Source organism: Streptomyces mabaensis (genome assembly GCF_053763515.1).
The window spans coordinates 109,380-121,426 of the sequence record NZ_JBSOPZ010000001.1; the positions used below are offsets into that span (position 1 = coordinate 109,380).

At 70.8% G+C, this 12,047-nt stretch carries 13 protein-coding genes; 3 read left to right on the forward strand and 10 right to left on the reverse strand.

From position 1 onward, the window contains the following. Positions 1-333 precede the first annotated feature (333 nt). The 5 genes from cbiE to ACWV17_RS00560 form a co-directional block, all read right to left on the reverse strand. Positions 334-1,554 (reverse strand): precorrin-6y C5,15-methyltransferase (decarboxylating) subunit CbiE, encoded by a 1,221-nt coding sequence (gene cbiE / locus ACWV17_RS00540; RefSeq protein WP_455358002.1) that lies wholly within the window; start codon positions 1,552-1,554, stop codon positions 334-336. 78 nt (positions 1,555-1,632) lie between these two features. After that, a complete protein-coding gene (locus ACWV17_RS00545) occupies positions 1,633-2,271 on the reverse strand; it encodes a GNAT family N-acetyltransferase (protein ID WP_455358003.1) in 639 nt (212 codons plus the stop codon). 149 nt (positions 2,272-2,420) lie between these two features. After that, a complete protein-coding gene (locus tag ACWV17_RS00550) occupies positions 2,421-3,287 on the reverse strand; it encodes a MetQ/NlpA family ABC transporter substrate-binding protein (RefSeq protein ID WP_455358004.1) in 867 nt (288 codons plus the stop codon). Between the two features lie 56 nt (positions 3,288-3,343). Further along, on the reverse strand, positions 3,344-4,078 hold the full coding sequence (locus tag ACWV17_RS00555) for a methionine ABC transporter permease (RefSeq protein ID WP_455358005.1): 735 nt from the start codon (positions 4,076-4,078) through the stop codon (positions 3,344-3,346). Further along, a complete protein-coding gene (locus tag ACWV17_RS00560) occupies positions 4,075-5,145 on the reverse strand; it encodes a methionine ABC transporter ATP-binding protein (protein ID WP_455358006.1) in 1,071 nt (356 codons plus the stop codon). The genes ACWV17_RS00555 and ACWV17_RS00560 overlap by 4 nt, the downstream gene beginning before the upstream one ends. 507 nt (positions 5,146-5,652) lie before the next feature. On the opposite strand from ACWV17_RS00560, the gene ACWV17_RS00565 reads away from it, so the two are divergent. Together ACWV17_RS00565 and ACWV17_RS00570 are read left to right on the forward strand one after the other, a co-directional pair. Next, the gene (locus ACWV17_RS00565) at positions 5,653-6,021 is read left to right on the forward strand and encodes a hypothetical protein (protein WP_455355145.1); all 369 of its coding nucleotides are present in this window, start codon (positions 5,653-5,655) and stop codon (positions 6,019-6,021) included. Further along, positions 6,014-6,439 carry a hypothetical protein gene (locus ACWV17_RS00570; RefSeq protein ID WP_455358007.1) on the forward strand — a complete coding sequence of 142 codons (426 nt, stop codon included), beginning with the start codon at positions 6,014-6,016 and terminating at the stop codon, positions 6,437-6,439. Before ACWV17_RS00565 ends, ACWV17_RS00570 begins: the two co-directional genes overlap by 8 nt. 18 nt (positions 6,440-6,457) lie before the next feature. Here the strand turns inward: ACWV17_RS00570 and ACWV17_RS00575 are convergent, their stop codons facing one another. The 3 genes from ACWV17_RS00575 to ACWV17_RS00585 form a co-directional block, all read right to left on the reverse strand. Then, on the reverse strand, positions 6,458-6,961 hold the full coding sequence (locus ACWV17_RS00575) for a GNAT family N-acetyltransferase (RefSeq protein WP_455355143.1): 504 nt from the start codon (positions 6,959-6,961) through the stop codon (positions 6,458-6,460). A 36-nt stretch (positions 6,962-6,997) separates the two neighbouring features. Continuing rightward, positions 6,998-7,525: a sigma-70 family RNA polymerase sigma factor gene (locus tag ACWV17_RS00580; RefSeq protein ID WP_455358008.1), complete on the reverse strand. Its 528-nt coding sequence runs from the start codon at positions 7,523-7,525 to the stop codon at positions 6,998-7,000. Positions 7,526-7,696: 171 nt separating this feature from the next. Continuing rightward, positions 7,697-8,881 carry a glycerophosphodiester phosphodiesterase gene (locus ACWV17_RS00585; RefSeq protein ID WP_455358009.1) on the reverse strand — a complete coding sequence of 395 codons (1,185 nt, stop codon included), beginning with the start codon at positions 8,879-8,881 and terminating at the stop codon, positions 7,697-7,699. Between the two features lie 228 nt (positions 8,882-9,109). On the opposite strand from ACWV17_RS00585, the gene ACWV17_RS00590 reads away from it, so the two are divergent. Next, on the forward strand, positions 9,110-9,781 hold the full coding sequence (locus ACWV17_RS00590; protein ID WP_455355140.1) for a lysophospholipid acyltransferase family protein: 672 nt from the start codon (positions 9,110-9,112) through the stop codon (positions 9,779-9,781). Between the two features lie 73 nt (positions 9,782-9,854). Here ACWV17_RS00590 and ACWV17_RS00595 read toward each other — a convergent pair whose 3' ends face one another. Together ACWV17_RS00595 and ACWV17_RS00600 are read right to left on the reverse strand one after the other, a co-directional pair. Beyond that, positions 9,855-11,399 (reverse strand): MFS transporter, encoded by a 1,545-nt coding sequence (locus ACWV17_RS00595; RefSeq protein ID WP_455358010.1) that lies wholly within the window; start codon positions 11,397-11,399, stop codon positions 9,855-9,857. Beyond that, a complete protein-coding gene (locus ACWV17_RS00600) occupies positions 11,396-11,947 on the reverse strand; it encodes a TetR/AcrR family transcriptional regulator (RefSeq protein WP_455358011.1) in 552 nt (183 codons plus the stop codon). Before ACWV17_RS00600 ends, ACWV17_RS00595 begins: the two co-directional genes overlap by 4 nt. Positions 11,948-12,047: the final 100 nt, after the last annotated feature.

Below are 12,047 nucleotides of genomic sequence, written 5' to 3' on the forward strand. Positions count from 1 at the left end.
CGTACCCCTCGCCCATCGGTTGTGCTCCTTCGACCAGCTCGCCCGGGCGCCCGATCGCGGCACACAAGGTGCCCGTCATGAAGAACGAGCGTGTGCGCCGCGCGGCACGAACCCCCGCCGACATGAGTCATTGTCGCGGCCGTTCGCCGCCGTGGCACCCCTATGTGTCACGGCCCGCTGTGGACTGCGCCACGTCGCGCGTCCTCCGGTCCCGCCGTACCACACAGACACCCAAAACGGGCGCACTATTAGGACATTGGCGAACGAAGCCCCGAACGCCCCCCAGGCGGTACAACGATCGGCCAGCCTACCCCGCGCGGTGCGACGAGAGGATCACGGGGCGCGATCCTGGCGCCGTCCCGAGAGCAGGAAGGCCACCGCGCGCTCGCGTTCGGACCAGGTGCGGGTGTCGAGGTCGACGGACTGCAACAGGGCGCATTCGACGGCGTAGCCGCTCTCGGCGAGGGTCCGGCCGATCGCCTCGGCCTCGTCGCGGGTCGAGGCGTGAGTGACGATCCGCTCGGGGCGGCGGTCCGCGCACGCGGACACCACGGGGACGCCTCCGCCGCCGATGCGTACGACATCGGGTTCGGGCAGGTCCTCCAGGACGTGTGGGGCGCGGCCGTGGACGACCTGGAGCTGGACCTGGGCCTGGCGGGCGGCGGAGGCCATCCAGGAGCAGGCGCCGGAGTCCTGGTCGACCGCGATGACGGCGGCGCCGAACCGGGCCGCCTCCACGGCGAGCGCTCCGCTGCCCGCGCCGATGTCCCAGACGAGGTCGCCGGTGCGCGGGCCGAGGCGGGCGAGTTGGGCCGCGCGCAGCTGGATCGATTCGCCTTCGGCCGGTACGGACTCCCCCGGCTCGGCGGGCAGGGCCCAGCCGCGCTCCGCGGACGGGCCGGCCGCCTCCTGGCCGGCGATCCAGCCGGCATCCCGGTCCACGGCGCTGCCGCCGCCTCCGATGACGATGACGACGTTGGGGTCGCGCCAGGTGTGGTCGGCGGCCTTGTCCGAGGTGAGGACGGTGACCTGCTCCCGTTCGGTGCCGAGTTCCTCGCAGATCACGAAGGTGCGGTGGACGCCTTCGAGCAGCAGGGCGAGCTCGGCGGGGCCGGCGCCCGGCGAGGTGAGGACGGCGACCTTGGTGTGCGCCCGGCAGACGTTCACGGCGCGGCGGAGCGTACGGGGGTGGGCGACGACGATGTGGGCGTCGTCCCATGGCATTCCGGCGCGGGCGAACGCCGCGGCCACGGAGGAGACCGCGGGGACGACCTCGACCTCGAGCCCGTGTTCGGGGGCGCGCAGGGTGCGTACGACACCGAAGAAGCCGGGGTCGCCGTCCGCGAGGACCACGACACTGCCGCGGTGTCCGGCGATCCGGCGGGCGGCCAGGCCCACGCTGCCGAGGCGGATCCGTTCCGCGGAGGCGGGCACTTCGGGGAGCGCGAGGTGGTGGGCGGCGCCGGCCACCAGGGTGGCGGCCGAGAGGGCGGACCTGGCGGCTGCGGTCAGGGGCGAACCGTCCCAGCCGATCACCGTGACCCGGTCGGCCATCGTCGTCAGTCTCCTGGGTGTGTCACACGGGGCAGCCCGCGCGGGCCGCGGGCACGGTGAGACTACCTGGTCATCGGTTCAGTTCCAGTCGGTGTATCCGGCGTACCCGCCGGCGTCCGCCATCTCGTCGGACACGCCGTCGAGGTCCTCGGGGAGCAGGCTCCAGACGATGAGGTCGGTGCGCAGATCGGTCCAGCTGCCGTCCTCCGTCTGCGTACGCGCTATCCAGGCGTTGCGCAGGACGCCCTCGCTGATGCAGCCGATCTTCTGGGCGACCTGCTGGGAGGCGGTGTTGTCGGCGGCGGTGCGCAGTTCCAGGCGCTCGAACCGCTGGTCCCGGAAGAGCCAGTGGGCGACGGCGAGCGCCGATTCGGAGGCGTAACCCTCGCCGCGCGCCCAGGGCGCGGTGACGTAGGAGATCTCGGTGGACCGGCAGCGCCAGTCGGTGTTGCGGAGACGGACGATGCCGACGAGCCGCTGGGTGAGGAACTCGGTCACCGCGAAAACGATTCCCCGCCCCTCGGTGCGTTCGTCGTGGGCGAGCCGGGTGGCCCAGTCGTGGGCGTGCGCCCGGGTGTAGGGGTACGGGACCGAGGTCCAGGCGGTGACGAGTTCGTCGTTCATCATCTCGGCGAGCGCCATGACGTCCGACTCCTCGAAGGGGCGCATCACCAACCGGTCCGTGCTGATGGAGATGTCCGGAAAGGTGGTAGTCATGCGCAGCTCCATGCCAGAGACCGTGTACGGGCCGTAAAGGCACAGCATGCAGCATCGGTCCGCGGATGCGCATGGCCGGGTGGACGCGCGAAGGCCCCGCGCACCGGGCCGGGTGCGCGGGGCCTTCGCCCGTAAGGGCCGTACGGGCGTCAGGACTTGACGGCGCCGAAGGCGGGGATGACAGAGCCGTCACCGAACTTGCTCTCGATGAACTTCTTGACCTCGGCGGAGTTGAGGAGCTTGGCGAGCTTCGCGATCCGCGGGTCGTTCTCGTTCCCCTCCTTGACGGCAAGGAAGTTGGCGTACGGGTTGCCCTCGCCCTTCTCCAGGGCGAGCGCGTCCGTGGAGGGCTTGAGCTGGGCGCCGATGGCGAAGTTGCCGTTGATCACCGCGGCGTCGAAACCGCCGAGGCGGGGGGCGATCTGGGCGGCCTCCAGCTCGGTGAACTTCAGGCCCTTGTCGTCCTTGATGTCGGCGAGGGTGGCGTTGCTGCCGGCGCCTGCCTTCAGCTCGATCACACCGTTGTCGGCGAGCAGCTTGAGCGCGCGGCCCTCGTTCGTGGCGTCGTTGGGGACGGCCACCGTCTGGCCGGACTTCAGCTCGCTGAGCTTGTCGACCTTCTTGGAGTAGAGGCCGAGCGGCTCGATCTCGACATTGACGACCGGCACGATGTGCGTGTTGTTCTTCTTGTTGAAGTCGTCGAGGTACGGCTTGTGCTGGAAGAAGTTGGCGTCGACGTCACCGTGCTCGGTGGCCTTGTTCGGCTGGACGTAGTCGTCGAAGACCTTGACGTCCAGCTTGAGCCCCTCCTTGGCCGCGAGGTTGTCCTTGACGTACTCGAGGATGATGGCGTGCGGGGTGGGGCTGGCGGCGACGGTGAGGGTGGCGGCCGGGTCGGCCTGCTTGCCGGCGGTCGTCTCCTTCTTGGGGTCGGAGGGCGCGCTGCACGCACCGAGGCCGAGGGTCAGGGCGGCGGCGGCCGCGAGGGATGCGTTGATCTTTACCGAGGTACGCACGAAGAGTGCCTTTCTTGCGGGTTGAACTGTCCGGCAAAGGGTCCGGACATGGTGGGTCAGGAGGTCTTGGCGCGCGTCGGCCGGAGGGGCCGCCGGGTCCCGAAGAGCCGGGCCCCCGCTGCCGCGGGGCGGCCGGAGCGGTGGGCCAGGCGCCGGACGACGAGGTCGCCGGCGAGCTGTACGACCGTCACGAGGACGACCAGCAGGAGGATGTTGGCGATCATCCAGCTGCTCTCGAAGCGGAGGTAGCCACGGGTGTACGCGAGGCTGCCGAGGCCGCCGCCGCCGACCGCGCCGGCCATCGCGGAGTACCCGATGAGCGTGATCACGGTGGTGGTGACGCCGGCGATCAGGGAGGGCAGTGACTGGGGCAGCAGCACCTTGAAGACGGTGGTCCACGTCCCGCCGCCCATCGACTGGACGGCTTCGACCAGGCCGTGGTCCACCTCGCGGATGGCGGTCTCGGCGAGCCGGGCGAAGAACGGGACGGCGCCGATGGCCAGCGGCACGACGAAGGCAGTGGGGCCGCTGACCTGGTTGGTGACCCAGGCGGAGAACGGGATCAGGACGATCATCAGGATGAAGAACGGCAGCGAGCGGCCGATGTTCACGATCGCTCCGACGACCTTGTTCACGGCGGTGTTCCGCAGCAGTCCGCCGCGGTCGGTGAGGATCAGCAGGATGCCGAGCGGGAGTCCGCCGAGCACCGCGTAGAAGGTGGACCAGCCGACCATGTAGAGGGTGTCCAGGGTGGCGTTGACCAGTTCGGGCCGCATCTCGGACCAGTTCACTTGGCACCTTCCTTCTCACTGTCGGCGATGTCGACCTGGAGGCCCTGTTCGCGCAGGAAGCCGATCGGCACGACGTTCTCCTCGAAGCGGCCGGGGAGTTCGATCCGCATGCGGCCGACCTGCTTGCCGCCGACGGTGTCCATCGCGGCGCCGAGAATCGATATGTCGATGTTGTAGGTACGGGAGAGCTGCGAGATGACCGGCTGGGTCGCGGCCTCGCCGTGGAAGGTGACGTCGACGACCGTACGGTCGTCGCCGGAGGCCGCTCCGCTGACCGGGAAGAGTGCGTGGGCCAGCTCGGAGCCGGGGGTGCCGAGCAGTTCGGCGACCGTGCCGGACTCGGTGATCCGCCCGTTCCTCATCAGCGCGGCCGAGTCGCAGACCGTCTTGACGACGTCCATCTCGTGCGTGATGAGCAGGACGGTCAGGCCGAGCTGCTGGTTGAGGGCGCGCAGCAGCTGGAGGATCGAGCGGGTGGTCTCGGGGTCGAGGGCGCTGGTCGCCTCGTCGGAGAGCAGCACCTTGGGGTCGCCGGCCAGTGCGCGGGCGATGCCGACCCGCTGCTTCTGGCCGCCGGAGAGTTGTGCCGGGTGGGCCCTGGCCTTGTCGGCGAGACCGACCAGGTCGAGCAGCTCCAGTGCCTTGCGGGTGCGCTCCTTGCCGGAGATGCCGAGGATTTCCAGCGGCAGTTCGACGTTGGCCCGCACGGTGCGCGAGGAGAGCAGGTTGAAGTGCTGGAACACCATGCCGATCCGGCTGCGGGCCTCGCGCAGCTCCTTGCCGGCGCGGCGGCCGCGTCCGGCGAGGGCGGTGAGGTCCTGGCCGTCGACGGTCACGGTGCCGGCGGTCGGGCGCTCCAGGAGGTTGACGCAGCGGATGAGGGAGGACTTGCCGGCGCCGCTCTGGCCGATGACTCCGAAGACCTCGCCCTCGCGGACGTGCAGATCGACGCCGTCCAGGGCGGTGACCTCGCGGCCTCGCGACTGGTAGACCTTTTTCAGGCCCGTTGTGGTGATCACAGGGATTTCCGTCACTGTCGAGTGCGCGGCGAGGTGTCCGCCGGGCACGGGGCATTCGTCAGGGGGCGCGGAACGGCCGAATCGGTGGAAACCGGAAGTCAACGCGTGCGCGGGGCAGGCGCGTTCCGTGGTTCACGGACGCGGCTCGGCCAGGTCTCGCTTCGGGGCGCGAGGCTTGCGGAAGAGGGCCCTCAGAAGGCGCACATTCGACACATACAACGAGCACCGGGCGTCATCGTCGCCTCGGTCGCAAGGGTGCGGCTGCTCGTCGTGGTCATGGGCCCCAGTTAACCAGACGTGCGTCCGGAACCGATCAGCGCTGTCCGCATAGCGGACGTCCGTGGACGGGCTCGGTTCCCCTCGGCGATCTCCGTGTCACCGCCTCTGACCTGCGGGGACATGGCCGGCCCGGTACTCGTCCCACGGGCCGCGACCGGCCGACCGGTAACGCGTTGTGGCCAACGCCACGGCCGCCGTGCGTCGCGACGGGGCCTCTGTGGCGTCCCCCGCGGGGCCGCGCGCACCAGGTCTTTTGGCCCGTAATACCCTCACTGCATGCTTGACGCCCTGACGGTCGCGCTCGGTGGGAGCGCCCTCGCCCTCGCCGCGTGGTGCGGATTCGCCGCGTTCCGCGACCAGCCGACCAAGGACTGGCACTTCATCGGCATGGCCGTGGTCTCGGTGCTCGCCCTGGTCCAGCTGGTCGTCGGAATCGTGCTGCTGGCGGGGGGCGAGAAGCCCGACGAGGGCGGCGTGATCTTCGTGTCGTATCTGCTCGGCGCCTTCGCGGCGATCCCCGCCGCCGGATTCCTGTCGCTGGCCGAGCGGACCCGCTGGGGCTCGGCGACCGTCGCGGCCGGCGCGGTCGTGCTGGCCGTCCTCGAAGTCCGGCTGTACGACATCTGGGGAGGCAGCGGTGCCTGAGCCCGCCACCACCGAGCGACGCACGCCGCGCACTCGGCTGGTCACCGGCCCCGGGCTGCTGCTGGTCTGGGTGTACGGAGTGATCACCGTCGGCGCGGTGTCGCGGTCGGTCTACCAGATCCTCACCGAGTTCGACCGGGCGCCACTGGCCTACTCGCTGTCCGCCTCGGCCGCCCTGGTGTACGCGTTCATCACGTACTCCCTGGTGCGCGGCGGGGAGACGGCCCGCAAGGCGGCGCTGGTGTGCTGCGCCGCCGAGCTGACGGGCGTACTGGCCATCGGCACCTGGACCCTGGTGGAGCCCTCCGCGTTCCCCGATGCCACGGTCTGGTCGGACTTCGGCATGGGGTACCTCTTCATTCCGGTGATCCTGCCGGTGACCGGAATGCTGTGGCTGCGGCGGTCCCGGGAGGGCTAGGGGGTGTCCGGAGGCGTTCTACGCGCTGGCCACGAACGCCCGCGTGTCCGCCTCCTTCTCCAGGGTGACGAGCGTCAGGCCGGGCCCGATGCGGCGGTTGGCCACCGCTGCGTACCCGCGGCTGCGGTACAGGCGCAGGTTGCTCTCACTGCGGTGCCCGGTGAACAGCTGGAACCGCTTGGCGGCCAGCTCGGCGGCGAAGTACGTCTCTATGGCGGCCAGCAGCCGGCCGCCCAGCCCGTGCCGCTGCATCCGCGGGTGGACGATGAGCTTCGCGATCCGCGCGGTGCCCGCCTCGTCCACGCTGCCGCGTACCGAGGCCACCACCTCGTCGCCGAGCCGGGCCACCAGTCCGTAGCCCCGGTCGAGTTCGGCCCTGATGCCGGCGAGCGTCTGGGTGAGCGGCTCGATGGCGTAGTCGCCGTAGAGCTCGGCCTCGCTCTGATAGCACAGGTACTGGAGTTTGAGGATTTGTTCGGCGTCCTGTCCGGTCGCCGCAGAGATGGTCACGCTCATGCCCATGTGTGCATGCCTCCCGCTCACCTGGTTCCCGCCGGTCTACGGCTCCTTTCCCCGGAGTTCGGGAGCCGCAACCTCTGCCCGCAGCATTCTGCGCAGACATCCCAGGCATCGGGAACGCACTGGCCCCAGGCTGCCCTGTGACATACCCAACTCCCCTGCGATCTCCCGGTACGTGAGGTCGTCCGGGCGGAGTATCGCGCCGAGCAGTTCGGGGCACCGGCCGGGCAGCCGCGCCACGGCCGCCCGCAGGACACGGCGCCGTTCGCCGTCGAGGAGGTGGTGCTCCGGAGAGGATTCCCGGCCCGCCGCCGGCTCCGGGCCGGCGGTGTCGTGGTACGCCGCTTCACGCCGCGCCGCGCGCCGGGCGAGGCGCGCCTCGGTACGCACGGCGGAGCGCAGCCAGCGTGCGGGTTCGTCCGGCCCCGTGCCGCGCTCCAGCAGCCGTAGCCATACGGCCTGTTCGAGGTCGGCGGCCTCGATCCCGGCCGCCGGCGCCTCGGCCGCGGCCTCGGCGGCGAGCAGCGGGCGCAGTGCGGCCACCAGCTGTGCGGTACTCGTGGTCATGCCGGGCGGGACGCGGGGGCGGGCCCGGCCGGTTGCCCGTACTGCCGGATGTCACCCCAACCGGTCGGGTACGGAACAGACTTGACGCGGACGAATCCCGGAGCGGTCCGGGCGGTCGGAGCGGCCGGCTCCGGGCCCGCCCGCGTCGCGGCGCGCGAGCCCGGCCGCCGGTCAGTTCCGGTGGAAGTCGGCCGCGGCCAGCAGCCCCGTGTCGGGGTTGTCGGTGAAGATCCCGTCGATGCCCTGCTCGAAGTACGCCCGGTAGGCGCCGAAGGCGTCCCCGTACGCGTTCGGGTCCGTACCGCGCCGGAAGTCCAGCGGCAGGAAGCTGTTCTCGTTGCGCAGGGTGTACGGGTGGAGGATCAGGCCGTGGGCGTGCGCGTCCCGGACCAGGGTGGTCGGGGTGCCCAGCTTGCCGGTGGCGTCCTTGGGGATGACGAGGTCGAGGGTGGGGCCGATGCCCTGGGCGAAGCCGGCGATCCACTTCAGCCCTTCGGGCCTGACCAGGTCCGCGACGGTGCGCGGGTCACCGGCCTGGACGAAGTCCCAGGGCCGCGAGGCGGCGGAGGACAGCAGTACGACGCGCGGCGAGGCGACCAGCTTCGACAGCCGCTGCATGCTGGACGGCTCGAAGGACTGCAGGAAGACCGGCGAGTGCTTCTTGTCCCGGCGGTACGTGCGCAGCAGCCGCGCCAGCGGCTCTTCCAGGCCGAGGCCGAGGCCGCGGAAGTAGGTGGGGTGCTTGGTCTCGACGTGCAGCCACACGGCCTTGCCGCGCCGGCGGCCCTCGTTCTCGGCCCAGCGCAGCACCTCCTCGAAGGTGGGGATCTGCCAGCGGCCGTCATAGAGCGTGTTCTCCTGCCGGACGCCCGGGATGCGCTCCTTGGCGCGCAGGGTCTTGAGCTCGGCGAGCGTGAAGTCCTCGGTGAACCAGCCGGTCTGGGAGACCCCGTCCACGGACTTGGTGGTCCGGCGGCTCGCGAACTCGGGGTGGGCGGCGACATCGGTCGTACCAGTGATGTCGTTCTCGTGGCGGCAGACCAGGTGGCCGTCCTTGGTCGGGACCAGGTCCTGTTCGATGACGTGCGCGCCGAGGTCGAGCGCGAGCTGGTACGAGCCGAGCGTGTGCTCGGGCCGGTAGCCGCTGGCGCCGCGGTGGGCGATGACGGTCGGCACCGGCAGGTCCCGGTAGGAGGAGCGGCCGCTGTGAGACTCCCGGGCGGCCGCCGTTCCGCCGCCGAGGCCGAGTCCCAGTGAGGCACCTCCGATGCCGAGGACCGCGGCCCCCAGCAGGCCGCGCCGGCCGGGGCTCGTACCCGCGGCCTCGTCCCGTCCCGCTGCCTCACCCTGCGTCATGAGCGCTCCCTCGATGTGATGTCCGGCACCTGCCGAATGGCGGACCGATGGTAGGCACCTGGGGGTGATACACGGGAGACCTGGGGCGAAACACCGTGCAAACGCGTGTCAACACTGCGTATCCGTTGGGTGAACCCGATGTGCGATCAGACCCGACCCGCGAGTATCGTCCTCACCTGCACAGACTTCATACTTCTACAGAGACACTCACGCCGCCGGAGGGCCCCGTTGTCCCGATTCGCGCTCATCAAGGCAGTGCTCGGACCGATCATGCGCCTGATGTTCCGCCCGAGGGTGGAAGGCGCCGAGAACATTCCCGGGACCGGTCCTGTGATCCTCGCGGGCAACCATCTCACCTTCATCGACTCGATGATCATGCCGCTGTTCTGTGAGCGTCAGGTCTTCTTCATCGGCAAGGACGAGTACGTCACCGGCAAGGGCCTCAAGGGCCGGCTCATGGCCTGGTTCTTCACGGGCTGCGGCATGATCCCGGTCGACCGCGACGGCGGCCGGGGTGGTGTCGCGGCGCTGATGACCGGCCGCCGGGTGCTGGAGGACGGCAAGGTCTTCAGCATCTATCCGGAGGGCACCCGCTCCCCCGACGGCCGTCTGTACCGGGGCCGTACGGGCATCGCCCGGCTGACGCTGATGACCGGCGCGCCGGTGGTGCCGTTCGCGATGATCGGTACGGACAAGATCCAGCCGGGCGGCGCGGGCCTGCCGCGCCCGGGCCGGGTCACGGTCCGGTTCGGCGAGCCGATGGAGTTCTCGCGCTACGAGGGGATGGACCGCGACCGCTATGTGCTGCGGGCGGTGACCGACTCGGTGATGAGCGAGGTCATGCGGCTGTCCGGCCAGGAGTACGTGGACATGTACGCCACGAAGGCGAAGGCGGCCTGAGCCGGCTGAGCCGGCCCCGCGCACGCGAAGGGCGGTACCCCCGAGGATCCGGGGGTACCGCCCTTCGCGTGTGTCACGGGTGCGCGATGCCGTCCTCGAGCTTCTGGCCGCGCAGCATGAACCAGGCTGCGATCGCCGTGGCGAACAGGACAGCCGCGCCCACCGCGCCCGCCGCGTGGAAGCCGTCGGCGAAGGCCTCCTGAGCCGAGGAGAGCAGGGCCGCTGCCTGGTCCTGCGGCAGTTCCTTCGCGGTCTCCGCCGCGCCGCCGAGGGAATCGCGGGCGGCCTCCGCCGCGCCGGCCGGGACACCCTCCGGGACGGCGAAGCCCCGGTAGACGCCGGTGACGATGGAGCCGAGTACGGCGATACCGAGCGCCGCGCCCAGTTCGTACGCCGTCTCGGACACCGCGGAGGCGGCGCCCGCCTGCTCCTTGGGGACGCTGGACAGGATGACGTCCGCCGTCACCGTGAAGGCGAGTCCCGCGCCCACGCCGCCGAGGAACAGCGCCAGCGCGAGGGCCGGGACGCCGGTCTCGGCGCGCAGCGCCGTACAGGCCGCCAGGGCCAGGCCGACCGCGGTCAGGCCGCCGGTCACCGTGCTGCGCACGGAGGCCCGGCGGGCCAGGTGGCCCGCCATGAGCCCGGCGCCCACGGCGCCGATCGCGGCCGGCAGCTCGATCAGGCCCGCCTCCAGCGGCGAGCGGCCCTGCACCAGCTGCAGGAACTGGGAGAGGAAGAAGACCAGGCCGGACAGGCCGAGGATGGTGAGCAGGTCGGCCAGTACCGCGCCGGAGAAGCCCCGGTGGTGGAAGAGCCGTACGTCGAGCAGCGGTGAGGGCAGCGTCAGCTGCCGCCGGACGAACCAGATCAGGGCCGCGAGGCCGACGACGCCCGCCCCCGCGATGTCCCAGCGGAAGCCGTGCACCGCCGCTTCCTTGATGGCGTACACGACGGCGACCATGCCCACCAGCGACAGGCCGACGCTGACCAGGTCCCACGGGCCGGGGCTGGGATCGCGCGACTCCGGCAGCAGCTTGATGCCGACGAGCACCAGTACCGCCATCACGGGCAGGTTGATCAGGAAGACCGAGCCCCACCAGAAGTGCTCCAGCAGGAAGCCGCCGACGACGGGTCCGACCGCGGCGCCGGCCGAGGCCGCGGCGCCCCAGATGCCGACGGCGAGGCTGCGCTCCTTGGGGTCGTGGAAGATGTTGCGGATCAGCGCGAGCGTCGACGGCATCAGGGTGGCACCCGCGACGCCGAGCAGGGCCCGTGCGAGGATCATCATCTCGGGACTGGTGGCGTACGCGTTGAGCACGGACACCGCGCCGAAGGCGACGGCACCCGTCAGCAGCAGCTTCTTGCGGCCGATGCGGTCGCCGAGGCTGCCCATGGAGACGAGCAGGCCGGCGATGATGAACGAGTAGACGTCGCCGATCCACAGCAGCTGGGTGCCGGTCGGCTTCAGGTCCTCGCTGAGGAACGGAGTGGCGAGGCCGAGTACGGTCGCGTCCACCGCGACCAGCAGTACGGCCAGGACGAGGACGGCGAGCGCGAGCCACCGGCCCGGACTGCGTACGGTCTCCGCCGCCGTCGCTCGCTGGTCGGTACTCGTCATTTCTCCACGCTCCGTCGTGCGCCGCCGAGCAACAACTCGGCGATCATGTACTGGAAGTCCTTTGCCGCGACCCGGCCGTCCTGGATGGCCCAGGCGCAGTTGCCGATGAGGCCGTACAGCGCCTCGGTCAGCCAGGCGGGGCTGAGGTCGATCCGGAACTCGCCCTCCTCCTGACCGCGCCGGAAGAGCGCCGAGACACGGGCGTCGAGCCGCGCCCAGCCCTCGTTGACCTGTTCGCCCTCGAAGAGCTGGTTCTCGGTCACGAGGAAGGCGAGCAGCCCGGCGCCCGGCTCGGTCTCGGCGATGAGCCGGCGCACCGCGTCACTCGCCCCGCCCTCGCTGAGCCGGGCGGCGTCGATTGCCGCCTCGAACTCCCGGATCCCGAGGTCTTCGAGCGCCTTGACGAGAGCGTCCCGCCCGGCGAAGTGCCGGTGCAGGGTGGCCCGCCCGATGCCGGCCGCCTTCGCCACCTCGTCCATGGTCGCGGTCGACTTACGGGAGAGGAGGGCGGCGGCGGTGCGCAGCACCTGGTCGCGATCGACTGTCATGAGACAACCATAGCCCAAATGAGACGTTGATGTCTCACTGTCAAGTAGGTGCGCCTCCCGCCACGGAGTGACCGTTAATGAGTGGCCGACGTTGGCGATG